Origin of the sequence: Flavobacterium fryxellicola (assembly GCF_900143245.1) — a bacterium.
Taxonomy (GTDB): Bacteria; Bacteroidota; Bacteroidia; order Flavobacteriales; family Flavobacteriaceae; genus Flavobacterium; species Flavobacterium fryxellicola.
Genome location: NZ_FRDK01000001.1, coordinates 722,781 through 749,292 on the forward strand (window position 1 = coordinate 722,781; position 26,512 = coordinate 749,292).

Below are 26,512 nucleotides of genomic sequence, written 5' to 3' on the forward strand. Positions count from 1 at the left end.
TGTTTTTAGGAGCTATTTCCTGCTGTTCACTATATCTTTCCTGCCGAACACCGGCAAGAAAGGATGTCGTTTCCATCAGGGCTAGGAGATTTAGGAAATTAGAACGCTAATCCTAAATCATAAATCTAAAATCATTAATCAGAAATCTAAAATCTAGATGCAAAGACCATCCTTCTCCATATACGACGCATCGGCGGGCTCCGGAAAAACCTATGCCTTAGTCAAAGAATATTTAAAAATTATTCTTGTTGCCAAGAAAAATGACGCGTATCGTAACATTCTCGCCATTACTTTCACGAACAAAGCCGTTCACGAAATGAAAAGCCGAATCGTAGCCAGTCTTTCTGAATTTGCTAAAGAAGAACCAAGTGCAAAAGCGCAGGATTTAATGAAGGATTTGGTAGAGGGTAAAAGAAAAATAGACAATCCTGAGGAGTGGAGCGAAGAGCCAATTGGGCTTTCTATCATTCAAATAAAAACCAAATCACAACAAATCATCAAGCATATTATTCATAATTATGCCGCTTTTGATATTTCGACCATTGATAAATTCACCCATAAAGTAATTCGGGCATTTGCTCATGATTTAGGGTTGCCTATGACTTTTGAAGTCACTTTGGATACTGAAAATTTGTTGGTAGAAGCCGTTGATGCCATAATCGCTCAAGCCGGGGAAGATGAAATATTGACAAAGTTATTGATTGATTTTACGATGGAAAAAACCGATGACGACAAATCTTGGGATATTTCACGGGAAATTCTTGAAACAGGTCGTTTGGTTTTAAACGAAAATAACCGAAACGAAATTACGCATTTCCAAGACAAGTCAATAGCTGATTTTGTTGCAATTAAAGCAAAATTGAACGAGGCCTGCAAAGTTTTGGAGATAGAAAGTGTAGCTTTTGCCGAGGAAGCACTTTTGCTAATAGAAAAAAACGGAATCGATAGTAAGTCTTTTTCGGCAGGACATTTCCCAAAACATTTGATCAGCATTCAAGAAGGGAAATTCAATCCAAAAAATAAAACGTATCACGAATTTGATGCTATAAAAATCAATAAAACGGCAAAAGACCGTGCAATCATTGAAAATATAATCCCGGAATTATTACAGATTTTGGACCGGATTTACAAGACTTTCGAAAAAATAAACTTCTACAAAGCATTCTTGAAAAACATAACGCCTTTGTCACTATTAAATACCGTTAGTAATGAATTGGCAAAAATCCAAAGCGAGCAAAATGTGCTTTCTATTTCCGAATTTAATGCAATAATTCATAGGGAAATTCAAAATCAACCCGCTCCTTTTATATACGAGCGATTGGGAGAACGGTACCGTCATTTTTTTATAGACGAATTTCAGGACACCTCCGAAATGCAATGGCAGAATTTGATTCCGTTAATTGATAATGCCACTTCCAGCGAAATTGATGGTGAAAAAGGGACTTTAATGATTGTGGGCGATCCAAAACAGTCAATTTACAGATGGCGTGGCGGCAAAGCAGAGCAATTTATCGATCTGAGTAAAAATCAAAATCCGTTTAATAATCCAGAGAAAGTCCTCGAACATTTAGATAAAAATTACCGCTCTTATTCGGAAGTAATTGAATTCAACAACGATTTTTTTCAAATGCTGTCGAATGAATTCGAGCATTTAGATTATAAAGATTTATACGCCAATCACAGTCATCAGAAGTTGAATGATAAAAAAGGAGGTTACGTAAATATTTCTTTCATTCCAAAAACAGAAAAGACAGAGGATAAGCCCGAAGGTTTCCCGGAGGAAGAGGCGTTGGATAAAACAGAATTGTATGTTTTGGCAACATTAAATACCATTCAAAAAGTAATTCGGGAGGGCTTTGAATACAAAGACATTGTAATTTTGACCAGAAAACGAAGTCAAGGAATTGCGATTGCTACTTATTTGACCGAACAACAAATTCCGCTGTTGTCATCAGAAACTTTGATGATACATAATGCTACTGAAGTACGCTTAATTATTCATTTATTAAAATATTTAAAGAATAACTCTGATTTAGAAGCCAAAGCTAATTTTCTTCAATATTTGGCTCAAAACAGTCAGGATCAATTAGCAATTCATGATTTTATTGCGCAAGGAATGGAGCAAAAACAAGAAGCCGATTTTGAAAAATGGCTGATGGGTTTTAATGTAAAACTGTCATTTCAAAACATCAGGAAAAAATCGCTGTATGAGGCGGTTGAAACGATTATAACTAAATTCCTAAATCCAAGTGTAAGTAATGCTTACATTCAATATTTCCTCGACATCGTTCTCGAGCGTGACATTCGGAATCAAGCTGGGATTTCGGATTTCTTGAATTTTTGGGATAAAAATGCCGAGAAGTTCAGCATTCCGTCACCCGAAGGAAATAATGCGGTTCGGATTATGACGATACATAAATCCAAAGGATTGGAATTTCCAGTGGTAATTTTTCCTTTTGCCGAGGAAGATTACAATAGAAAACCAAAAGATAAATTATGGCTTAATGCGGAAGAACAAGATTTTGGTTTGCCCAAAGTATTGATTGATAATAGTAGTGCAGTTGAAGGTTTTGGGATGGAAGCTGCTGTCGTTTACAATCAAAAAAAGCAGGAAGAGTTATTGGACAATATCAATGTTTTGTATGTAGCTTTAACTCGTGCGGAAGAGCAATTATATGTGATTTCCAATATGAATTTATCTCGAAAAGGGGAAGTTCCTAAAAATAACATGTGCGCCTTTTTTATCAATTATTTGGAAAGTAAAAACGGATTTAAGGCGGATCAGTTACAATATGAATTCGGGAAAGAGACTAAATTGTCAGCAAATAAAAAGCATGTTGATACTTCTAAAACAATTCCTTTGGTTGCGGAAATTCTGAATCCAAAAAATATAAAAATTGCGCAACGAGAGGCTTTGATGTGGGGTACACTTCAACAAGAGGCGATAGAATATGGAAATGTTATTCACGAAATTCTGTCTTTTGTAAAGACTAAAAATGACATTGATTTAGCAATTACAAAATCAATTGAAAACGGCTTAATTATTTTTAGTCAAAAAGAAACGGTTTATAAAACGATTTGGGAAATTGTTAATCACAGGGAATTAGAAATTTGTTTTGCTGAAGGGAATGAAGTATGGAACGAGCAAACCATTATTCAAAAGCAAGGAAAAACCATCAAACCAGATAGAATGGTTCTGACCAAAGATAATGAAGTGTTTTTATTGGACTATAAAACGGGAACGCACAATTCAAAATACCAATTGCAATTGGAAAATTACCAAAGTGCAATTGAATTAATGGGCTATAAAGTGATAAAAAAAGCACTTATTTATATCGGAAAAGGAATCGAAGTCGTAAATTTGTAGCCATAAAAATGAATAATTCGCAATAGCAAAATTTAAAACATAAAAAATGTACGGAAAAATAAAAGAACATCTTCAAGCAGAAATACAAACTATTGAAGATAACGGAATTTTCAAAAAGGAACGAATTATTACCTCGCCTCAAGGATCAGAAATAACTATTTCTACTGGAGAAACTGTTTTAAATTTTTGTTCGAACAATTACTTAGGATTGTCATCGCATCCAGAAGTGATTCAGGCCGCAAAAGACGCTTTGGATACGCATGGTTTCGGTATGTCGTCGGTTCGTTTTATTTGTGGTACACAAGATATACACAAAACATTAGAAAAGAAGATTTCGGAATTTTACGGAACAGAAGATACAATCCTATATGCTGCTGCTTTTGACGCGAATGGTGGGGTATTTGAACCATTATTGGGAGAGCAAGATTGCATTATTTCGGATAGTTTGAATCATGCTTCCATAATTGACGGTGTTCGTTTGTGTAAAGCTGCCCGTTATCGCTACGCTAACAGCGACATGCAAGATTTAGAACAACAGTTAATCAAAGCCACAGCCGCGGGGACGCGTTTTAAATTAATCGTAACTGATGGTGTGTTTTCTATGGATGGACTAGTTGCGCCATTGGACAAAATTTGTGATTTAGCAGACAAATACGATGCGTTAGTAATGGTTGATGAATGTCATGCCGCAGGATTTATAGGTGCAACAGGAAAGGGAACTCCAGAAGCAAAAGGCGTAATGGGGCGTGTAGATATCATAACCGGAACATTAGGTAAAGCATTAGGCGGTGCTATGGGAGGTTACACAACAGCAAAAAAAGAAATTATCGAAATTTTACGTCAACGTTCTAGACCTTATTTGTTTTCTAATTCGTTAGCACCTGCAATTGTTGGTGCCTCCATCAAAGTATTTGAATTATTAGAAAAGGACACCACGTTACGCGATCAACTAGAATGGAATACCAATTATTTTAAAGAAGGAATGAAAAATGCAGGATTTGACATCGTTGATGGGGACTCTGCTATAGTTCCGGTGATGCTTTATGATGCAAAGTTATCACAAACTATGGCTGATGAGCTGTTAAAAAAAGGGATATATGTGATTGGCTTCTTTTTTCCGGTAGTGCCTAAAGACAAGGCGAGAATTAGAGTGCAACTGTCTGCAGCGCATACGAAAGCTCAGTTAGATAAGGCAATAAAGGCATTTATTGAGGTCGGAAAAGCCCTGAATGTTATATAATTCCCACTTTTATATGCGTAAGAAGATTTTTTTTAACATTAAATTTTGTAGTTTAAAATTTACGTACTACTTTTGCATATAATTAACTAAATTGTAATTAAAAAAATTAAGTATGAAACATCTTAACAAAATTTTAGTTGCTGTGATGATGGTGATGGGTTTAAGCTCGCACGCACAAGACAGTAACAATCCTTGGGCTATTGCTTTTGGAGTTAATGCCGTCGACACCAAAGCTGGTGCAGAGGGAGGACATAACTGGCTTGATCGTCATTTTTCTCAACCTTTTGCGGTTAAAGACAATTGGAATATTCTTCCATCGGTATCTTATTTAAGCGTTTCTAGATATGTAGGAGATAATTTCTCTTTCGGTCTTTCTGGAACTGTGAACAAAATAGATAAATTTGTAACATTCGCTCCAGAGCCAGCATCAGTGATGCACGATAGCCGCGGTTATATTGTTACTAATCCAGGTGATTTAATGTATTATGGTGTTGATGCAACTATTAAATATAGCTTCATGAACCTAATTAAATCTAAAGTTATTGATCCATCTTTATCTGTTGGTGGAGGTTATACTTTCTTCGGAGATAGTAGTTTTGGGACATTCAATCCTGGTGCAGGTTTGACTTTCTGGTTTACTGACAATGTAGGTTTAGAACTTGCTACAAGATACAAAAAAGCTTTTGGTGATAGAACGGAAGGTAATGTTGATTTTGCTACTCCAGATGCTCCTTCTCTTTTTCAACACACTGCTGGTCTTATCTTCAAATTTGGAGGAAAAGATACAGATGGTGATGGAATTTACGATAAAGATGATGCTTGTCCAGAAGTTGCTGGTTTGAAAGAATTCAACGGTTGTCCTGATACTGATGGAGATGGGATTCAAGATAGTGCTGACGAATGTCCAAATGATTTTGGTCTAGCTGCATTAAACGGTTGTCCTGATACTGACGGAGATGGTGTTGCTGATAAAAATGATGCATGTCCAACTGTTTTTGGTTTAGCTGCATTAAACGGTTGTCCAGATGCTGACGGTGACGGAGTTGCTGACAAAGATGACAAATGTCCTACTGTTGCCGGTCCTAAAGAAAATGGTGGATGTCCTTGGCCTGATACTGACGGAGACGGTGTAGCAGACAAAGATGATGATTGTCCTACTGTAGCTGGTCCAGCTAGTAACAGAGGATGTCCTGAAGTAACTACTGAAGCGTTAGATAACCTTAAAATTCAAGCTAGAGCAATCTACTTTAATTCAGGTAAAGCTACTTTCAAAGTTGGTGATGTTCCAGCTCGATTAGATGCTATGGCAAATATTCTTAAAAACTACCCTAATGCTAAATTCAGTGTTGAAGGACATACTGATAGCGATGGTTCAGATGCATTCAACCAAACACTTTCTGAAGATAGAGCTAACGTTGTTAGAGAAGCTTTATTAGAAAGAGGTATTAAAGGTGAAAATCTAAATGCTGTTGGTTTTGGTGAAGGAAGTCCAGTTGAAACGAATAAAACTGCTGCTGGTAAAGCTAAAAACAGAAGAACAGAAGTTATTTTACAAAAATAATTTTATTCAAAATATTTTTAGAAAACGCCTCGATTTATCGGGGCGTTTTTTTATTTTTATAAAATGATAAACACTTCTTTTTTAGATAAAATTGCTACCGTTATACTTGAAAATTATTCTAATACCCTTTCGAATACCATTGTTGTTTTGCCAAACAAACGGGCTAAAATATTCTTAATTGAAGCATTAAAAAATCAAGTCACAAAAAACATTCTTTCTCCTGAAATTATAAGTATTGAAGATTTTGTGCAAAACATAGCGGGGATCCGCACTGTTGATCCAATTGAGTTATTATTTGAATTCTACGAAGTCTATCTGTCTATCACCGATAAAGGGAACCAACAAACTTTTGAGTTATTTGCCAATTGGGCCAAAACACTGCTACAGGACTTTAATGAAATTGATCGCTATTTATTAGATCCAGCGCATGTACTTTCGTACTTGAAAGACATTGAAGATATCAAAAAATGGGGAATTGAGGTCGAAAATAAGACTACCTTATTAGAAAAATATATTGATTTTTGGAAATTGCTACCTAATTATTATCAATCGCTTTATACTCATTTATTGAATAAAGGAATAGGATATCAAGGTCTTATTTACCGAGAAGCAGTAAACAATCTCAATCATTTTACGGATTCAGTGCAAGACAAAAAATTTATTTTTGCAGGATTTAATGCTTTGAATGCAGCCGAAGAAAAAATAATTCAACACCTTATTGCCGCCGATCAAGCCAAAATATATTGGGATGTGGATCAAACCTTTTTAAATGATCCCTATCATGATGCCGGATTGTTTGTTAGGCGTTTTAAAGAAAACTGGAAGCACTATAAATTGCATCCGTTTGAATGGATTGTCGACGATTTTTCGGAATCAAAAAATATTCAAGTTATTGGAACACCAAAGACTATTGGTCAGGCAAAAATAGCGGGAAGTCTTATCGAGCATGTTATCCAAGAAAATCCAGAGGGGAAGCTTGATAAAGTGGCTGTTGTTCTTGGAGATGAAAATCTTTTAGTGCCGCTTTTATATTCGTTACCGTCAAGCGTTGGTGCTTTGAATATTACGATGGGGTATTCTAGTAAGAACAATCCAGCTCAAATTTTGATTGCCAAATTATTTAAGATGCACACAAATGCGTTGTCTAGAAACGCTAAAAGTTATGTGTTGTATTACAAAGATGTGTTGGATATTTTGACACATCCTTTGGTAGAACCTTATGCTAAAACGAGCAAACTTGTTCATGTCATCAATCAAAATAACTATACTTTTATTCCGCATCATAAGCTGATAGAATTGAATCTGATTCCTACTGAGCTGTTCCTTTTGTTATTCCAAAAATGGGAAAAAGGTTCTATTCCTGTCTTGGAGACTATCTCTAAATTATTGCAAACCATAAAAGAAAATTTAAGCAACGATAATGAAGAAGAAAAAATCACAAAAGCTTTTGTTTTTGCGATTTTCAAGGTCATCAATAAACTGATTAATTACTACTCAAAACACGAACATATTGATAAAATAGAGACACTTTATGCCATTTACAAGCAAGTGATTGATTTAGCTGAAGTTTCTTTTGAAGGAGAACCTTTAAACGGTTTGCAAATTATGGGTGTGCTTGAAAGTCGGGTTTTAGATTTTGACACTATCATTGTCACCTCCATGAATGAAGGAAAATTTCCAGCCGGAAAATCTCAAAATTCCTTTATTCCTTATGATGTGAAACGCGAATTAGGTTTGCCCACGTTCAAAGAGAAAGACGCCATTTATACCTATCATTTTTATCATTTGCTGCAGCGGGCTAAAAACATCTACTTACTTTATAACACCGAAAGTGAAGGTTTAGATGCAGGTGAAAAAAGCCGCTTCATCACCCAACTTGAAGTAGAAAAACAGGCTAGTCATAATTTGACACACGAAATTTTTAACGCCGTTTTACCTGAAACAGCTTATCAGGCAATGGTGATTCCAAAATCGGAAAGTGTGATGGTTCGATTGAAAGAAATTGCAGGTAAGGGGTTTTCTCCGTCTGCATTAACAAGTTATATTCGGAATCCGATTCAGTTTTATTTCCAAAAAATATTACGCATTAGTGAAGTAGAAGAAGTCGAGGAAAATATCGCTTTAAACACCTTGGGAACCATTATTCATGAAACTTTGAGAGTTTTGTATGAACCTTTTATTGGTAAATTTATTTCGGAAAGTAGTATTCAAGATTGTTTTAAGCAAATTGATCAAGAGGTTTTAAAACAATTCAAATTGGTTTATAAAGAAGGTGAAATCAAAAAAGGTAGAAATTTGTTAGCGTTTGAAGTCGCCAAACGTAATGTTTCTAATTTCCTAAAAGTAGAATTAGAAAGCATTAGGAGCGGTGATGCCATTAAAATTTTAGCGTTGGAAAAAACTTTTGAGCGCCAATTACAACATCCTAGTTTGCCTTTCCCAGTATTGATAAGAGGAAATGTGGACCGAATTGAAGAGCGCAACGGAATCATTCGAATCATTGATTATAAAACAGGAAAGGTAGAAAAAGCAAGTGTTACGCTGAAATCATGGAACGGATTAACAGAAGATATAAAAAGTGATAAAATCATTCAGGTGCTTGCGTATGCGTATATGTACGAATTGGAAGCCAAAGGAAAACCCATCGAAGCAGGAATTATCTCCTTCAAAAATTTAAAAGCAGGTTTTCTTCCGTTTAATTTTAAAGAAGATAAAGAAGGGAATACCGTTATAGACGAAACAATTTTGAGTAATTATCTCGAGCAAATGGTTCTTTTACTGCGTGAAATTTTAGACGATACTATTCCTTTTGAAGAAAAATTAATATAAAAAGAAACCAAATCAGAAAACTAGCCAACCTATTTGAGTTCTACAAAAGTACTTTGACATTAAATATGTCAATTAGTGTTTTGGCTTGCGTATTTGGAGGATTTGAGTTGTTTAAGTATGTGCTTGTTCTTTTTGGTTTCTTTATTAGTTTGTTAATTAAAGAAGTGAACTCGAAAAACGAGTATTTGTTTTATTACAACAATGGAATCTCTAAAATGCAACTTTTCATTTATAGTTTTCTGCTCAATTTCGTCTTTTCGTTGGTGCTGATTTTAGTCATTAATCTAATTTTGAAATGGACATGACAAAAAGTGTTTTAGAAGTAGATAGCGTTCAAAAACAATATGATGGAAAAATCATTATTTCGGATGTTTATTTAAAATGTGAAACTGCTGATATAATTGGTGTTTTAGGCAGAAATGGTTCTGGAAAATCGACTTTGTTAAAAATCATCTTCGGAATTGTAGCTGCTGATTTTAAGTTTGTTCGTGTTGATGGTGCCGTGAAATCAACAACTAGCGATCTGCTGAACGAAATTAGTTATTTGCCTCAAGAGAATTTTATTCCAAATTCATTTTCAGTTAAAAAAACAATTCTACTGTCTCTTGCTAAAGATAAAATACAAGACTTTTGCGCCGATGAAATGATTCAATCGATATTAGCCAAAAAAATAAAGCATTTGTCTGGCGGAGAATTGCGGTATTTAGAAATTAAATTAATCCTAAATAACACATCCAAATTTGTGCTTCTAGACGAGCCTTACAATGGTTTATCACCGTTAATGATTGATAAAGTCAATGATATGATCACAGCAATGTCCCTGACAAAAGGCATTATTATTACCGACCATAATTATGAAAACGTGATAAAAGTATCGACAAAACTAGCGTTAATGAAAGAAGGTAAACTGCATCACGTAAACGACAAAAAGGAATTAGTGGAGAAAGGATATCTCAAAGCCGGAATGATTTAGATGCTCTTGAAGAAAGCCAGCAATACAATTAGTAATTGGTCTTGGTTTTCAATGTGGCTCATGTGTCCGTCCGGAAAAGTGACTAGTTTTACGCTCGTATTTTCGGTTTGATCTTTGGTTTCTTCGAAATTTAAAACAGGATCTTTTTCGCCTAGTACTAATAATTTAGGAAAAGGAGTGAGATGTAATAAAACTTCTCTATCCGGTCTAATTTTCATTCCTTCCAGTGACGCAACAATTCCTTGAAGCGGCGTTTTTAAAGCCTCTTTTTTTACACGTTCAATTGCTGAGGAGAGGCGCTCTCTGTTATCTTCACTGAATAAATTAGCGATAGACAGCGAGACAAAATTCATATACGATTGTTTTACTGCTTTTATCGCTCTATCTCGATTGATTTTTCGTTCAGTGCTATCAGCTCTTGCAGTCGAGTTTAATAAAACCAAACCTTTGATGGTGTCTGGATACAATTCTGCATACGCCAGTGCGACATAGCCACCCATAGAATGCCCAACAAAAATAGCTTTTCGGATGCGTAGTTCTGATAAAACAGCGTGTACGACATCGGCATTATCCTCCATCGTTTGCACATATCCCAAACATTCCGTTTCGCCGTGACCTAATAAATCAATGGTGATGACACGGTTTTTTTGCGCCAATTCTGGAATATAAAAATCCCACATCCCTTTGTTTTCCAAGAAACCATGAAGCAAGACAATAGCGGTTCCTTTCCCGGTATCGGAATAGGAGATTTGTGTATTTTTGAATTGAATGTGTTTCAAAATAGCGAATTAGATTTTTTGTAAAAATAAGGCATTTATTTTTAAGCCTTGATTAATGTACAAGTAGGTTGAACATGTTATTTTTTTTGAAACATATCAGTCATATAAGTTTTTAGAATTGCTGTGGCGAATTAGCCTAAAAACAAGAATAAAGATTAAAAATAGTTGAACAGAATTATTAAACAAAAAGTGTTTTTCAACCATATAAGTCATTTAATTGTTACTTCTATTTGCTTAAATGACTTATATGTTAAAATAAAAAACGGCTCCCTTTATTGAAAGCCGTTAGTAAAACTTAAAACCGTCGATCTCCATTAAGCATGCTTCCTAATCCACCGAGTAAGCTGCCTTCATCTTGACTACTACCACCAGCTCTTGGTGCTGAAGCGATGATTCTATCGGCAAGTCTGCTAAAGGGCAAGGACTGAATATAAACAGTTCCTGGTCCGCGAAGTGTAGCATAAAATAATCCTTCGCCACCAAAAATGGAATTCTTGATGCCACCAATGAACTCAATGTCATAATCGACCCCTTTTGTGAAACCCACAATACATCCTGTATCCACTTTTAGGATTTCGCCTGCAACTAATTCTTTTATGGCTAACGTTCCGCCGGTGTGTACAAACGCCATTCCGTCGCCTTCGATTTTTTGCATGATAAAACCTTCGCCACCAAATAAGCCACGACCGAGTTTTTTAGAAAACTCAATTCCTACTGAAACGCCTTTGGCCGCGCATAAGAAAGCATCTTTCTGGCAAATGAATTTACCGTCAAATTGTGTTAGGTCAATTGGAATAATTTTTCCTGGATATGGAGCGGCAAATGAGACTTTGCTTTTAGTAATATTTTGATTGATAAACGCGGTCATGAATAAACTTTCGCCGGTTAACACGCGTTTACCAGCACTTAAAAGCTTACCAAAAAGTCCGTTTTCCTGACCGGAACCGTCTCCAAAAATAGTTTCCATTTGGATGTTGTTGTCCATCATCATGAAACTTCCCGCTTCGGCAATTACAATTTCCTGTGGGTCTAATTCTATTTCTACATATTGCATTTCCTCCCCAAAAATGTGATACTCTATTTCGTGTGCTTGCATGATTTCTATTTTTTAAGTTTTTTTTGAATTATTAATCATTAGGGAATTAAGGTTCATTAAGAATCTATACTTAATTTCTCTTAATTCCTTACTGATTTTTATGTATCTATGACCATTTAAATAGGTATGGTGATTACTGATAAAGTTACAGTTTTATTTTTGATTTAACATTTTAGTTCTTCTGAAAAAAAGATGTTGTGTATAGCCCTGATGGCAGTGATATCCTCTTGTGGAGTGGTAACGCAACAAGAGATTTAACGAACAGCAGGAGGAAACGTTGTTTTGAAAAGCGATACGTTCTGCTCCAAAAAAAAGCATCCTAGATTGCTCTAGACTGCCTGTTTTTTATCGATTTTATAATATTATGCGTTCATTAATTCTTCGATTTCCTCCACTTCAATAGGAATGTTGCGCATCATGTTGAACGGCTCGCCGCTTTCCTGAACAATGATGTTATCCTCCAGACGAATCCCGAAACCTTCAGCAGGAATGTAAATACCAGGCTCTACGGTGAACACCATATTGGCTTGCATGGGTTCGGTCAGGATTCCGTAATCGTGCGTGTCCAATCCCATGTGGTGTGATGTTCCGTGCATAAAATATTTTTTGTAAGCAGGCCATTCCGGTTTTTCATTTTGCACATCAGCAGTATCAATAAGTCCCAAACCTAACAGTTCTGAAGTCATTAATTTCCCTACTTCGATATGGTATTGTTTCCATAATGTTCCGGTTGTCAGCATTTTTGTCGCTTCATTTTTAACGCGCAAAACAGCATTGTAAACCTCTTTTTGTCTTTTGGTGAAAGTGCCTGAAACTGGAATTGTTCGCGACATATCACTACTGTAATTTGCATACTCTGCTGCAACATCTAGCAAAATTAAATCACCAGCTTTACATTGTTGGTTATTTTCAATGTAGTGCAACACATTAGCATTGTTGCCAGATGCAATAATTGGCGTGTAAGCAAAACCTCTAGAACGGTTGCGAATGAATTCGTGAATCAACTCGGCTTCAATTTCATACTCAGTAACATTGGGCTTTACGAAAGATAGAAGTCTTCTAAAACCCAGTTCCGTGATGTTACATGCTTTTTGGATTAAATCCAATTCTTCGGTTTCTTTTACAGAACGAAGGCGTTGTAAAATAGGATTGCTTTTTGCGACAGCGTGTGCTGGATATTTGTCTTTCCACCATTTTACAAAACGGGCCTCACGTGTTTCAGTGGCTACTGTTGCACGATAATGCTCATTGGTATTGATATAAATCGTTTCAGAGTGCGTCATCATTTCGAATAAAACTTTTTCAAAATCCTGCAACCAATACACGGTTCTAATTCCAGTTACCTCAAAAGCGCGTTCTTTGGTCAGTTTTTCACCTTCCCAAACGGCAATGTGTTCGCTAGTTTCTTTTAGAAACAACATTTCTCTTTGATGTTCATAAGGAGCATCTGGAAAAAGCAATAAAATACTTTCTTCTTGATCTACTCCGCTTAAATAAAAAATGTCGCGGTGCTGCGCAAACGGCAGCGTACTGTCTGCCGAAACAGGATAAATATCATTGGAATTGAAAACAGCAACGCTTTTTGGCTTCATTTGAGCCATGAACTTTCCTCTATTTTTTATAAATAAATCGCGGTCAATTTGATGGTATTTCATTTGTTGAGTTTTGTTTTTTTAGGTTCGAATGCAATTAGAATCCATTATTTTCTTAATAACCATAATTTTTTGATCCTCTTGCCCTCTTTTTATATTGATTATTCAAAAATACTAACTTTGAAAGAAACGGATGTTAATTACACTATAAAATTTTCAGATAAGTCTTTTTATGATTAATTTTCCGATTCAAATTAGTTTCCATGAAAAAATTAGTACTATTCTCTGCCCTTATTTTGCAAAGTGTCTCTTATGGGCAAGTTTCCACCGAAGCCATTCAGCAAGCATTAGTTGCTAAAAAGCAAATGGAAAATCAATCTCTTTTTCAGAATGTTACTTTCGAAAATGTGGGTCCAACGGTGATGAGTGGACGAGTGGTTGATGTAGATGTGAATCCTGAAAACCCAACCGAATTCTATGTGGGCTATGCTTCAGGCGGACTGTGGTACACGAATAATAACGGAATGAGTTTTTCGCCGGTTATGGATGCAGCGCCTACGCAAAATGTGGGCGATATCGCGATAGACTGGAAACGAGGAACCATTTGGGTAGGTACAGGCGAAGTCAATTCGTCCCGATCTTCATATGCGGGAATTGGAATCTTAAAATCCGAAGATAAAGGAAAAACATGGCAAAATATGGGATTGCAGGACAGCCATCACATTAGTAGAATCCTTATAAATCCTGCTAATTCCAACGAAATTGTTGTGGGAGCAGTGGGTCATTTGTATTCTAAAAATGAAGAACGAGGAATTTTCAAAACGACTGATGGTGGTAAAACTTGGAATAAAACATTATATATTGACAATGAAACCGGTATTATAGATGTGGCTGTTTCGCCAAAAAATTTCAAAGTTCAATTTGCGGCTTCTTGGAGTAAAGACAGGAAAGCGTGGGATTTTATAGGAAGTGGCGTCACATCAGGAATTTATAAAAGTGAAGATGCAGGACTGACATGGAAGCTTTTTTCAACAGCTGAAAGTGGATTTCCTGTTGGCGAAGGTGTTGGCAGAATTGGTTTAGCGGTGTATGATGATACTACTGTTTATGCCGTTTTAGACAATCAATTCAAAAGACCGTTGCAATCCAAAAAAAGCAATTGGTTACCCATTGCTTTTTCCATGCCGGGAGACGAATTCTTGAAATTGCCCAATAAAAGTCTGAATTCTATTTTAAAGAATTACGGGTTAACCGAAAAATACAGAGCCGAAAATATCAAACATTGGGTTCAAAACGGGTATTTGCAACCTAATGAAGCGGCCAAAGTAGTTTTGGAAACAATTAATAGTTTAGCGGAAACTGAAGTTATTGGTGCCGAAGTGTACAAATCAAGTAACGGAGGGAAAAATTGGACGAAGACACATAAGGATTTTATTGATGATTTCTTTTATTCATACGGATATTATTTTAGTGTTATTTCAGTGGATCCAAACGATGTCAATAAAATTTATTTATCGGGTGTACCCATTATAAAATCGAATGATGGCGGAAAAACATTCGCCTCCATAAGCGATGAAAATGTTCATGCAGATCATCACGTAGTTTGGGTGAACCCAAATAAATCTGGGCACTTAATTAATGGGAATGATGGTGGGTTGAACATTTCGTACGATGACGGAGCGCATTGGTTCAAAGGGAATTCCCATAGCGTAAGTCAGTTTTATGCAGTGAATGTGGATGAGCAAGAACCTTATAATATCTATGGTGGCATGCAAGACAACGGTGTTTGGGTTGGTCCAAGTGACTATAAGTATTCCTCAGAGTGGTATCAAACTGGAAAATACCCGTATGAAAATTTGATGGGTGGCGACGGAATGCAAACTCAAATCGACAAAAGAAATCCAAATATTGTTTTTACAGGATTTCAATTTGGAAATTATTATAGAATTGATCGTGCGAATAACAAGCGAGAGTACATTTCGCCAAAGCCAAAAAAAGACGAAAAACCATTCCGATTCAATTGGCAAACGCCTATTTTATTGTCTTCGCACAATCAAGATATTTTGTACATGGGATCCAATTTCTTGCACCGTTCGATGAATCAAGGACAAACTTGGACTGCGATTTCGCCTGATTTGACACAAGGAGTTAAGGAAGGTAATGTCGCTTTTGGAACCATTGCTGCGGTAAGCGAAAGTCAATTGCAGTTTGGTTTACTGTACACAGGAAGTGATGATGGATTGATTCATGTTTCCAAAGACGGTGGTGCGACTTGGAATAAAATTTCGGGGAATTTACCTCAAAATCGTTGGGTTTCTAGGGTCGTGGCGTCGGCACACAAGAAAGAAAGAGTGTATGCGACTTTAAACGGTTATCGAAATGATGATTTCACGAGTTATGTGTATGTGTCGGATGATTTTGGACAAACCTGGAGAAATATAGCTGCTAATTTACCTGCAAGTCCAGTAAATGTAATTGTGGAAGATTATGTCAACGAGAATATTTTATATCTGGGAACGGATAACGGTTTGTATGTTTCATTAAACAAAGGTGCAAGTTGGGATGATTTTTCTAACGGAATGCCAAACGTGGCAGTTCACGATGTGGTAATTCAAAAGAAAGCGAAAGATTTAGTGGTAGGAACTCATGGTCGTTCCATTTATAAAGTTAATTTGGATCAAGTGCAACAATTGAGCGATAAAGTGGTAGCGGAAAATCTTCATATTTTTGAACTTAAAAAGATAAAAAAATCAAGAGAATGGGGAAACAGCTGGAGTTCTTGGGCTAAGGCTTCAGAGCCAAAAGCAGAGATTTGGTTCTATTCCAATACGGATTCAGAAGTGCTTTTGCAAATTGAAAACAGCTTGAAAGAAGTCGTTTATTCTCAGAAAGTGAAAGCGTCAAAAGGAGTAAACAAACACGTTTATGATCTTTCCATAAGTAAAGCAACTGCTGATAATTGGAAAAATAAAGACAAAAAACTAAAACTGGAAGCAGCAAAAAACGGCAACTATTATCTTCCAATTTCAGTGAATAAAATCAGCATTCAAAAAGGAAAAGTGAAAGTAGTTACTGATCTTGAGATTATAGAATCTAAATAAACACTGTTATCTTAAAAAGTAAAAAGCACGATTTCATTTGAAATCGTGCTTTTTTTATAATACTTATGTCACTAAAACTGCGCTACTTCTGTAGAATCTTTCATGGCAGTTGTAGATGATTTTCCTATTGTCACGGTATTTTGTACCGCATCAAAATAAGAAGTTCCTACGAAACCTTGGTGTTTTACTGCTTTGAATCCGTGTTGTTGCAACGCAAATTCTCTTTCTTGTAATTCAGAATATCCGGCCATACCTCTTTCTTTGTAGGCTTTAGATAATTCGAACATACTAGTGTTTAATGCGTGGAATCCTGCTAATGTGATGAATTGGAATTTGTATCCCATTGCTGCAAGATCTTCTCTGAACGTTTCCATTTCGGCTACTGATAATTTTGCAGCCCAGTTGAAAGATGGTGAACAATTGTAAGCCAACATTTTCCCTGGGAATTTTGCGTGAATTCCTTCAGCAAATTTTCTTGCATAATCTAGGTCCGGATTGCTAGTTTCCATCCAGATTAAATCAGCATAAGGCGCATAACTCAACCCTCTGTCAATTCCTTGCTCTACACCACAATTTACATAGAAAAAGCCTTCTCCTGTTTTTTCTCCCGTGATGAATTTGGCATCTCTTGGGTCAATATCGCTGGTTAATAAGTTAGCAGCGTCCGCATCTGTGCGAGCAACCACAATGGTTGGTGTTCCCATAACGTCAGCTGCTAAACGAGCTGCAACTAGTTTGTTGATGGCTTCTTGTGTTGGAACCAATACTTTTCCGCCTAAATGTCCGCATTTTTTAGCAGAACTCAATTGGTCTTCAAAGTGAACACCAGCAGCTCCCGCTTCAATCATGGCTTTCATCAATTCAAAAGCATTAAGGTTTCCTCCAAAACCAGCCTCTGCATCAGCAACGATAGGTACTAAGTAGTCTTTCTTGTCTGTAGTTCCATTTACCACTTGTATTTGGTCTGCACGTAAAAGCGCATTGTTGATTCTTTTTACTACCAATGGAACACTGTTCGCAGGGTATAAAGATTGGTCAGGATACATTTCTCCAGCTACATTTGCATCAGCAGCAACCTGCCATCCGCTCAAATAAATCGCGTCTAAACCTGCTTCCACTTCTTGAATGGCTTGATTTCCAGTTAGCGCGCCAAGTCCGGCCACAAAATCCTGAGAATTTAGTTTGCTCCACAATGTATTGGCTCCAATTCTGGCGACACTGTGCTCAATTTGATACGATCCTTGTAATTTTACCACTTCTTCAGCAGTGTAAGGACGCTCAATACCATTCCATCTTGGGTTTGTAAGCCAGTCGGTAACTAATTCTTGAATTCTTGTTTCTGTAGTTTTCATCTTTTTTCTTCTTTTTTAGTTGCTTGTTTATAGGTTTTGTATTTGGTATTCTAAATGTATTTGTATCCAGGAATAGTAAAAAATTCGATAAAATTGTCGTTTACGACTAGAATGTCTAATAATTGCTCCGCTAGTCTGTATTTTTGTTTTTCATGATTTTCATCTCCAACCTGCTTCCTGATTTTTTCAAATTCCTCCATAGCTAAGCGGTGATAGTATTTTTCATTCAGTACTTTTTGATTGTCTAAAACCACTTTGTTTTGGAGCCATTGCCACAATTGTGATCTCGAAATTTCAGCAGTCGCGGCATCTTCCATTAGATTATGTAAAGCTGCAGCACCTTGGCCATTGAGCCATGAAGCGATATATAAAACTGAAATACTAATATTTTTGCGAACCCCTTCTTCAGTAATGGTTCCTTTTGGAGTTTCCAATAAATCACTTTCGGAAACGTGTACGTCTTCTCTTTTTACAGCAATTTGATTTTTTTCTGGCATGTATTGGTCGAATACCGTCATGGCAAGTGAAACTAAATCTGGATGTGCAACCCAAGTACCATCATGACCATTTTTTACTTCTCGCTCTTTGTCGGCTATTACTTTATCGAAAGCTACTTTGTTGGCTTCTTCATTATTCTTAATCGGAATTTGTGCGGCCATTCCACCAATTGCATGAATATTTCGCTTGTGGCATCTTTGAATTACTAGTTGGGAATAGGCACTCATAAACGGTGCATTCATGGTTACCTGATCTCTGTTTGGAACTATAAACTTTGGATTATTTCTAAGTTTTTTGATGTAAGAGAAAATATAATCCCATCGTCCGCAATTAAGCCCTACAATATGATCTCTAAGTTCGTATATGATTTCGTCTAGCTGAAAACTGGCAGTTATTGTTTCTATTAAAACGGTGGCTTTGAATATTCCATTTTTTACACCTAAATACTCTTGTGTGAATTCAAAAACTTCATTCCACCATCTTGCTTCCAGGTAATGTTCTAGTTTCGGAATATAAAAATATGGCGCCGTTCCATCTTCAATTAGCTTTTTATGATTGTGAAAAGCATACAAGCCGAAGTCAATTAACGAACCTGAAGTTGTTTCTCCATTTGCTAAAAGATGTTTTTCTGGTAGATGCAATCCTCTTGGGCGAACAAGTAATACGGCTGTTTGATTGTTGAGGCTGTATTTTTTATTTTTTACTGTGTCCTCTAATGTGATGGTTTTGTTTACAGCATCTTTAAGATTCTGTTGGCCGGTCATTAAGTTGCTCCAAGTTGGTGATGTGCTGTCTTCAAAATCGGCCATGAACGTTTTTGCTCCAGAATTCAAGGCGTTGATGACCATTTTTCTATCGACGGGTCCCGTTATTTCGACTCTTCGGTCTAATAAATCGGTTGGTGTTGTGGCTGCTTCCCAATTGCTTTGTCGAATACTTTTTGTTTCAAGTGGAAAAGTGGGTACTGCACCTGCATCGAATAATGCTTGTTGCTTCTTTCTTTCCTCCAAAAGCGCTAGTCTTTTTTCGTTAAAATTCTCATGAAGTAAAGACAAAAAAGTCATTGCTTCGTCAGTTAAGATCTCTGGGAAACGTTCCGTGGTTTCTTCTGAAAAATTTAACAAATTTTCCGAATATACTTCTTTAAATTTCATTTTATGGCTTATTTAATTTAACACTAATTGACTTTTGATAGGAATATGTAATTATTCAACACTGCAATACTACAAAAAGTTTTTTATAAAACAAGCGAACGTACGCTAAAAGTGAAAAATAATTTTTTTGACGCAAATATTTTTTAATGTATCTTTGAAATATGAACATAGAAAAGGATTACATCAAGCTAATTTTTGGCCTAAAACTCAAGCAGGCGCGTACGAATAAGAATTTATCTTTATTTGGCTTAGCCAAAATTACAGACCTTTCAAAATCGTATTTAAATGAAATTGAGAAAGGGAAGAAGTATCCTAAAACAGATAAAATCATTCTTTTGGCTGAAAAATTAGAAGTTTCGTATGATAATATGGTGTCTTTAAAACTGGATAATAATCTAGCACCCATTGGAGAAATTCTAAAATCTGGCATTTTGAAAGAAATTCCGTTAGAAATTTTCGGAATTCAGGAAAACGATCTGATCGATATTATTGCTAATGCTCCTGCAAAAGTCAATGCCTTTATCAGTACGATTATTGAGATTGCACAACATTATAATCTGACTAGAGAGAGTTTCTTTTTGGCTTCCTTGCGTTCGTATCAAGAGGCGCACAATAACTACTTTGAAGATTTAGAGCAAAAGGTGTTGGAGTTCTCCAAAGCTTTTTATGTAAATATTGATACTAAAATTTCTATTGAGGAGCTCACGGCAATATTAATTGAGGAATATGGATACACAATCCAAGAGCTGATTTTTTCTGAACAAGAACAGTTAGGGGACTTGCGATCGATATTTGTGCCAAAAAGTAAGACGTTATTACTTTCGCTTGATATTGATGAACCTCAAAAAGCATTTATTCTAGCCAAAGAAATTGCCTATAATTATTTAGAAATTACAGAGCGGTTGTATACCTTTAGCTGGATTAAATTTGATAATTTTGATCAGGTTTTAAATAATTTTTATGCCTCTTATTTTGCAGGAGCCTTACTTATACCGAGACAAAAATTGATTGATGAATTGAATATTTTTCTAGCAAAAACAGATCCAAAACCACAAGAGATGATCGCGCTAATGAGTGGATTTAATGTTTCTCCAGAATCCTTTTATCAAAGGTTGACGAATATTTTGCCAAAAGATTTTCAATTAAAAAATCTCTTTTTTCTAAGATTGTCTCATAAAATTGGAGCTGATACGTACCAGATAAAAAAGGAACTGCATATTACCAATCAGCAGGAACCACATGCGAATGAAATGAATGAGCATTATTGCCGCCGCTGGGTTTCTATTCGGACTATTGAAGAATCTTTGAAGCAAAAGAAAAATCACTTTTTTGATGCGCAAATCTCCAGTTACGAAAACAGTAAAAATGAATACTTGGTTTTTTCATCAGCAACTCCCGACCCGTTCAAGGTAGATTGTATTCGTAGTATTTCAGTAGGGATTTTGATCACGCCAGCGGTTAAAAAGAAATTTAAATTTATGGAAACCAATTCCATTAAGAAACAAGTGGTTGGAGTTACTTGTGAAACCTGTGCGGTTAAAAATTGTTTGGAAAGAGCTTCTCCACCAATTCAATTGGAGCAGAAAACACGCAATGAAAATACAGATTTGATTGTGCAGCAGTATATGGCCAAGTTTAGTTAGGTGGATTTTGTGTTAAAATAAGGAAGCGACGCAAAATTCATATTAGAATTTTCGTCGCTTTTTTATTTTAGGGTTTGATTATTCGGCCCACTTGTAATAGCGTGCCCCTAATAAATTCGGATTCTCAGTTTCAATACGATGCAGAGTCCATTCGTTTTTTGGAGTTTGAATGCTGGTTCTTTGTTCCTTTTTATGAAGTTTTTCGTAGGTCTCAAAATCAATCTCGAGGCTTTTTTCTAGGGTTTCAAAAAGGTGTACGCCTGTCATAGCTGATTTCCAATTGGGTTGAATCGTTCCTTCAAAAACTTTGGATTTAGATCCGCTTCCGTAAGCTAAAAAACCAAATGTAGTTCCAGAAATTTCTTTTTCAGTATCGTAAAAATGAGCTAAAGTCGACAATAATCCCATAAAAATAGATCCCGTGTATAGATTTCCTATCAATGACGAAGCGATTTCGGCAGGCATCAGTTTTTCAGCAACAAATGCTTTGTAGGCTTCAGATTTACTGACTTCTTTCAGTTTGTTTTGGTATTCCACAGCATCTTCGTTTCCTGAGATGGTGGTTATGGAGGCGTCCAAAGCATAAATTTCAGATAACATGCGGCGTCCTTGAAAGGCATAAGGAAGGTGCATGACAATGCTGTTCCAAGAATCATATACCGTCTCAGGAGTTTTTTTTAATTTTTTAAAGCAGAAATACGCATCTCGAGTCCTGTCCATATAACACTGATTGGAATATTGACCGTCAAAAACGGGTTGGTCTTTGTGAATTTCTATCTCACTCTCTAGATTTTCAAACCAAGGTTCGTTGGTTGCATTTCCAGTTATGGCAGTTTTAGAAATGGAACGATACGGTTTAAAAAAATCAAAAACGCCTTTGGTGCTGGTTGCCCAATGGTTCTCGATAGCAATAATTCTCGGGTTTGCAGTAATCAACATGGCTAATGCGCCTGCTCCTTGCGTGTATTCTCCGGTAGAGTTTAAATCGTATTTAGCAAAATCAGTTGCAACCACAATTGCTTTTTTAGTTGGGTTTAAGTGTATGAAATCAATACAGTTTTGCATCGCATCTACCGCGCCGATGCAGGCAAAAGTAAAATCGACCACATCGCATTCGGATAACGTGTTTTCTCCAAAATTTTGTTCCATCAAAGTGACTAAAAAAGAGCTTAGTGGTTTTGAGCCGTCAATAGCACTTTCGGTACCTACATAAATTCGAGCTATTTCTGTAAGATCAATTGCATGGTCCGTAATTAATTTTGTCAAGGCATTAGCACCAAAAACGACTGTATCTTGATGGGTATCCGGGAGGGTCATTTTGAGCAGTCCCAGTCCTTTTTCTAATTTTTCGGGGTCGATATTTCTGGCTTTTGCCAAAGTTTTGATTGGTAAATGTATTTTTGCAACATCAAAAGTGATGGCGTCAATTCCTATTTTCATTCTTTAAGTTTTAAAACACAAAGTTAAAATCATAGCGTGCTACAGCAAGTAATTTGGAGTTGTAAAATGGCAAGACTTGTTCTTTTTGGTGAATTGGAAATTTAGAGCGATAAAAATTATTAAATTGCTATTTTTGGACTATTTACAGCTTGCTTTTTTAGCAATATCATGATGAGTTATTTAAGATTTTTTTCTTTTTTGTTTAACCGCTTTTCCGTCTATTTTAGGGCTTATCTTAGATTTTTAAGGATTTCTTGGTGTTTTGTGTAAAACACTTTAAATTCATTATAAATAACAGCGAAAAGGTTGTAGTTGCTGTCTAATTGCTTTATTTTTGTACAATTCTTTAAAATCAATTATTTAAATCTTATGGCAAAATCTGCATTATTGAAATCGTCAATAGCAAAAAAAGTAGCTATGGCACTTTCAGGCCTTTTTCTGGTGTTGTTTCTAGCACAGCATTTTTTTATCAATATGACATCGGTTTTCAGTGCCGATACTTTTAATTCCATTTCCCACTTTATGGGGAATAACCCGCTAGTACAATTTGTTATACAGCCAATACTAATTGTAGGGGTAATTTTTCACTTTATCATGGGTTTTGTCTTGGAATTTAAAAATAACAGTGCAAGACCAATCTCTTATGCAAAGAATAACGGAGCGGCTAATTCTTCATGGGCTTCAAGAAATATGATTGTTTCTGGGTCAGTGGTTTTAGCGTTTTTATTATTGCATTTTTATGATTTTTGGGTTCCCGAAATGGTTTACAAATATGTAGATGTTAGTCCATTGAATGAAACTAGATATTTTCATGAATTAGCTGAAAAATTTGAGAGTCCAATACGTACTGGATTGTATTCGTTGTCATTCCTATTGTTGTCATTACACTTATGGCATGGTTTTAATTCATCGTTTCAATCAGTAGGATTTAACAATAAATACTCAAAATCTTTGCATACATTAGGATATGCTTTTGCAATTGTAGTTCCTTTTGGTTTCATTTTCATTGCATTATTTCATCATTTTAATCATTAATATTAAATTATAAATGGCATTAGATTCAAAAATTCCAGGAGGTTCAGTTTCGGACAAATGGACAAATTATAAAGATCATATTAATTTAGTAAACCCTGCTAACAAACGTAATTTAGATATTATTGTAGTTGGTACAGGTCTTGCTGGAGGTTCTGCTGCTGCTACATTAGCAGAGTTAGGATATAACGTAAAAGCATTTTGTTTTCAAGATTCACCACGTCGTGCGCACTCCATTGCTGCACAAGGGGGGATTAACGCTGCAAAAAACTATCAAGGAGATGGAGATTCAACTTTCCGCTTGTTTTATGATACAGTAAAAGGAGGCGATTATCGTGCGCGTGAAGCAAACGTGCACCGTCTTGCTGAGGTTTCTGTGAATATTATTGACCAGTGTGTGGCTCAAGGTGTTCCTTTTGCTCGTGAATATGGTGGATTATTAGATAACCGTTCTTTTGGAGGTACATTAGTTTCTAGAACCTTTTACGCTAAAGGACAAACAGGACAACAATTACTATTAGGAGCGTATTCAGCAATGAACCGCCAAATAGGTCGTGGAAAAATAAAAATGCACAACCGTCACGAGATGCTAGATTTAGTTATCGTAAATGGAAAAGCGAGAGGAATTATAGCGCGTAACTTGGTTACAGGAGAAATCGAAAGACACTCCGCACACGCCGTTGTTATTGCTTCTGGTGGATACGGAAACGTATTTTTCTTGTCGACCAATGCAATGGGAAGTAACGTGACAGCAGCGTGGAAAATTCACAAAAGAGGGGCGTATTTTGCAAATCCTTGTTACACACAAATTCATCCAACCTGTATTCCAGTTTCTGGAGATCACCAAGCGAAATTGACATTGATGTCTGAATCGTTGCGTAATGATGGACGTATTTGGGTTCCTGCAAAATTAGAAGATGCAAAAGCGATTCGTGAAGGAAAATTAAAACCAACGCAAATTGCGGAAGCAGACAGAGATTATTATTTAGAAAGACGATATCCCGCTTTTGGAAATTTAGTACCTAGAGATATTGCTTCTCGTGCAGCTAAAGAAAGATGTGATGCCGGTTTTGGGGTTAATAAAACAGGAGAAGCGGTTTATCTTGATTTTGCTGCTGCAATCGAAAGATACGGAGTAGATCAAGCTAGATTAAAACATTTGGACGAGAATGATACCGCTTTGGTTATTAAATTAGGAACCGAAGTCGTAGCTAATAAATACGGGAATTTATTCCAGATGTATGAGAAAATTGTAGATGAAAATCCATACGCAACGCCTATGATGATTTATCCTGCAGTGCATTATACTATGGGAGGAACTTGGGTTGATTATAACTTACAAACGACTATTCCTGGATGTTTCTCTATCGGAGAATCTAACTTCTCAGATCATGGGGCCAACAGATTAGGAGCTTCTGCATTAATGCAAGGTTTGGCTGATGGTTATTTTGTATTGCCGTACACCATTGGAGATTATTTAGCACCAGATATTAAAATGGGTACCATCTCTACTGATTCAGCTGAGTTTGAACAAGCAGAGAATAATGTGAAGCAACAGATAGAGGCCTTAATGAATAACGGAGGTTCTAAACCAGCAGATTATTTCCATAAGAAATTAGGAAAAATCATGTGGGATAAAGTTGGAATGGCCCGTAACGCTGATGGTTTAACCGAAGCACAAAACGAAATCGCAGCTATCAGAGAAGAATTTTACAAAGAAGTGAAAATTCCTGGAACAGCAGATAGTTTCAATCCAGAGTTGGCCAAAGCACTTCGTATTGCAGATTTCCTTGAATTAGGAGAGTTATTTGCTAAAGACGCATTGCATAGAAACGAATCTTGTGGAGGGCATTTCCGTGAGGAGTACCAAACACCAGAGGGAGAAGCACAACGTGATGACGAAAATTTTGCGTACGTTGCAGCATGGGAATACAAAGGAAGTCCTAGCGATGCAGTGCTACACAAAGAGCAATTAGTGTTTGATAACGTGAAACTAGTTCAAAGAAGTTATAAATAGTATTTAGAAAAGTCTCGATACTTAATTCTCAATACTTAATACTTACAAAAAAATGAAACTTACATTAAAAATATGGCGTCAGAAAAATGCCGCTGCAGAAGGTAAAATCGTAGAATATCCGATTGACGGAATTGAACCAGATATGTCTTTCCTTGAAATGCTTGACATTTTAAACGATGAATTGATTGTAAAAGGTGAGGACACAGTTGCTTTTGATCATGACTGTCGTGAAGGAATTTGCGGAATGTGTTCGTTATACATCAATGGTGAGGCACATGGACCAGATCGTTTAGTTACGACTTGTCAGTTGCACATGCGTAAATTTAAAGATGGAGATACTATCTTTATTGAGCCATTTAGAGCAAAAGCTTTCCCAGTAATTAAAGATTTGGTAGTAGACAGAGGAGCATTTGACAGAATCCAGCAATCTGGTGGTTTTATATCTGTAAATACATCTGGAAACACAATCGACGCAAACACAATTCCTATTCCTAAACATGACGCAGACAGAGCTTTTGACGCTGCAACTTGCATTGGTTGCGGAGCTTGTGTTGCAAGTTGTAAAAACTCTTCGGCTATGTTATTTGTTTCTGCAAAAGTGTCTCAGTTTGCTTTATTGCCACAAGGTAAAGTTGAAGCTGCTGATCGTGTACTGAATATGGTTGCTCAAATGGATGCAGAAGGTTTTGGTAACTGTACCAACACTGGAGCGTGCGAAGTAGAATGTCCAAAAGGAATTTCTTTAGAGAATATTGCTCGAATGAATAGAGAATATTTATCTGCAAGTTTGAAAGGATAAAACCTCGCAATAGATTTTTAAAAAACGCATTCATTTATT

16 protein-coding genes are annotated in these 26,512 nt (G+C 36.3%); 10 read left to right on the plus strand and 6 right to left on the minus strand.

All coding sequences use genetic code 11. The features are described from left to right. Positions 1 to 157 precede the first annotated feature (157 nt). The 5 genes from BUA03_RS03235 to BUA03_RS03260 all read left to right on the plus strand — a co-directional run bounded on the left by BUA03_RS03235 (position 158) and on the right by BUA03_RS03260 (position 9,970). On the plus strand, positions 158 to 3,367 hold the full coding sequence (locus BUA03_RS03235; RefSeq protein ID WP_066075409.1) for a UvrD-helicase domain-containing protein: 3,210 nt from the start codon (positions 158 to 160) through the stop codon (positions 3,365 to 3,367). A 46-nt stretch (positions 3,368 to 3,413) separates the two neighbouring features. Further along, the gene (kbl, locus tag BUA03_RS03240) at positions 3,414 to 4,607 is read left to right on the plus strand and encodes a glycine C-acetyltransferase (protein WP_066075407.1); all 1,194 of its coding nucleotides are present in this window, start codon (positions 3,414 to 3,416) and stop codon (positions 4,605 to 4,607) included. A 112-nt stretch (positions 4,608 to 4,719) separates the two neighbouring features. Next, positions 4,720 to 6,168, plus strand: a complete 1,449-nt coding sequence (locus BUA03_RS03245) for an OmpA family protein (RefSeq protein ID WP_066075404.1) — start codon at positions 4,720 to 4,722, stop codon at positions 6,166 to 6,168. A 63-nt stretch (positions 6,169 to 6,231) separates the two neighbouring features. After that, positions 6,232 to 8,997, plus strand: coding sequence for a PD-(D/E)XK nuclease family protein (locus BUA03_RS03250; RefSeq protein WP_066075401.1), 2,766 nt, complete (start codon positions 6,232 to 6,234; stop codon positions 8,995 to 8,997). 295 nt (positions 8,998 to 9,292) lie between these two features. Then, positions 9,293 to 9,970 carry an ATP-binding cassette domain-containing protein gene (locus tag BUA03_RS03260; protein ID WP_245792554.1) on the plus strand — a complete coding sequence of 226 codons (678 nt, stop codon included), beginning with the start codon at positions 9,293 to 9,295 and terminating at the stop codon, positions 9,968 to 9,970. Here the strand turns inward: BUA03_RS03260 and BUA03_RS03265 are convergent. The 3 genes from BUA03_RS03265 to BUA03_RS03275 form a co-directional block, all read right to left on the minus strand. Beyond that, the gene (locus tag BUA03_RS03265) at positions 9,967 to 10,749 is read right to left on the minus strand and encodes an alpha/beta fold hydrolase (protein ID WP_066075396.1); all 783 of its coding nucleotides are present in this window, start codon (positions 10,747 to 10,749) and stop codon (positions 9,967 to 9,969) included. The two genes, BUA03_RS03260 and BUA03_RS03265, sit on opposite strands and share 4 nt — an antisense overlap. 295 nt (positions 10,750 to 11,044) lie before the next feature. Beyond that, positions 11,045 to 11,845 (minus strand): TIGR00266 family protein, encoded by an 801-nt coding sequence (locus BUA03_RS03270; RefSeq protein ID WP_066075394.1) that lies wholly within the window; start codon positions 11,843 to 11,845, stop codon positions 11,045 to 11,047. Between the two features lie 362 nt (positions 11,846 to 12,207). Beyond that, on the minus strand, positions 12,208 to 13,500 hold the full coding sequence (locus BUA03_RS03275) for an aminopeptidase P family protein (RefSeq protein ID WP_066075393.1): 1,293 nt from the start codon (positions 13,498 to 13,500) through the stop codon (positions 12,208 to 12,210). A 200-nt stretch (positions 13,501 to 13,700) separates the two neighbouring features. Between BUA03_RS03275 and BUA03_RS03285 the strand changes: the two genes are divergently transcribed. Beyond that, positions 13,701 to 16,538, plus strand: coding sequence for a beta propeller repeat protein (locus BUA03_RS03285; protein WP_066075389.1), 2,838 nt, complete (start codon positions 13,701 to 13,703; stop codon positions 16,536 to 16,538). A gap of 71 nt (positions 16,539 to 16,609) precedes the next feature. Here BUA03_RS03285 and aceA read toward each other — a convergent pair whose 3' ends face one another. Next, complete coding sequence (aceA, locus tag BUA03_RS03290) at positions 16,610 to 17,890, minus strand: isocitrate lyase (RefSeq protein ID WP_066075387.1); 1,281 nt, start codon at positions 17,888 to 17,890, stop codon at positions 16,610 to 16,612. A gap of 50 nt (positions 17,891 to 17,940) precedes the next feature. Further along, positions 17,941 to 19,542, minus strand: a complete 1,602-nt coding sequence (gene aceB, locus BUA03_RS03295) for a malate synthase A (RefSeq protein WP_066075385.1) — start codon at positions 19,540 to 19,542, stop codon at positions 17,941 to 17,943. Positions 19,543 to 19,703: 161 nt separating this feature from the next. Here aceB and BUA03_RS03300 point away from each other — a divergent pair, with 161 nt between their 5' ends. After that, positions 19,704 to 21,185 (plus strand): helix-turn-helix domain-containing protein, encoded by a 1,482-nt coding sequence (locus BUA03_RS03300; protein WP_066075383.1) that lies wholly within the window; start codon positions 19,704 to 19,706, stop codon positions 21,183 to 21,185. Between the two features lie 78 nt (positions 21,186 to 21,263). Here the strand turns inward: BUA03_RS03300 and BUA03_RS03305 are convergent, their stop codons facing one another. Then, entirely contained in the window at positions 21,264 to 22,625 is a 1,362-nt protein-coding gene (locus BUA03_RS03305; protein WP_066075381.1) for a hydroxymethylglutaryl-CoA synthase family protein, read from the minus strand. Positions 22,626 to 22,994: 369 nt separating this feature from the next. Here BUA03_RS03305 and BUA03_RS03310 point away from each other — a divergent pair, with 369 nt between their 5' ends. The 3 genes from BUA03_RS03310 to BUA03_RS03320 are packed head-to-tail and all read left to right on the plus strand — an operon-like array spanning position 22,995 to position 26,473. After that, positions 22,995 to 23,660 carry a succinate dehydrogenase cytochrome b subunit gene (locus tag BUA03_RS03310; RefSeq protein WP_066075379.1) on the plus strand — a complete coding sequence of 222 codons (666 nt, stop codon included), beginning with the start codon at positions 22,995 to 22,997 and terminating at the stop codon, positions 23,658 to 23,660. A 13-nt stretch (positions 23,661 to 23,673) separates the two neighbouring features. Beyond that, positions 23,674 to 25,674 carry a fumarate reductase/succinate dehydrogenase flavoprotein subunit gene (locus tag BUA03_RS03315; protein WP_066075377.1) on the plus strand — a complete coding sequence of 667 codons (2,001 nt, stop codon included), beginning with the start codon at positions 23,674 to 23,676 and terminating at the stop codon, positions 25,672 to 25,674. A 52-nt stretch (positions 25,675 to 25,726) separates the two neighbouring features. After that, positions 25,727 to 26,473: a succinate dehydrogenase/fumarate reductase iron-sulfur subunit gene (locus tag BUA03_RS03320; RefSeq protein ID WP_066075374.1), complete on the plus strand. Its 747-nt coding sequence runs from the start codon at positions 25,727 to 25,729 to the stop codon at positions 26,471 to 26,473. Positions 26,474 to 26,512: the final 39 nt, after the last annotated feature.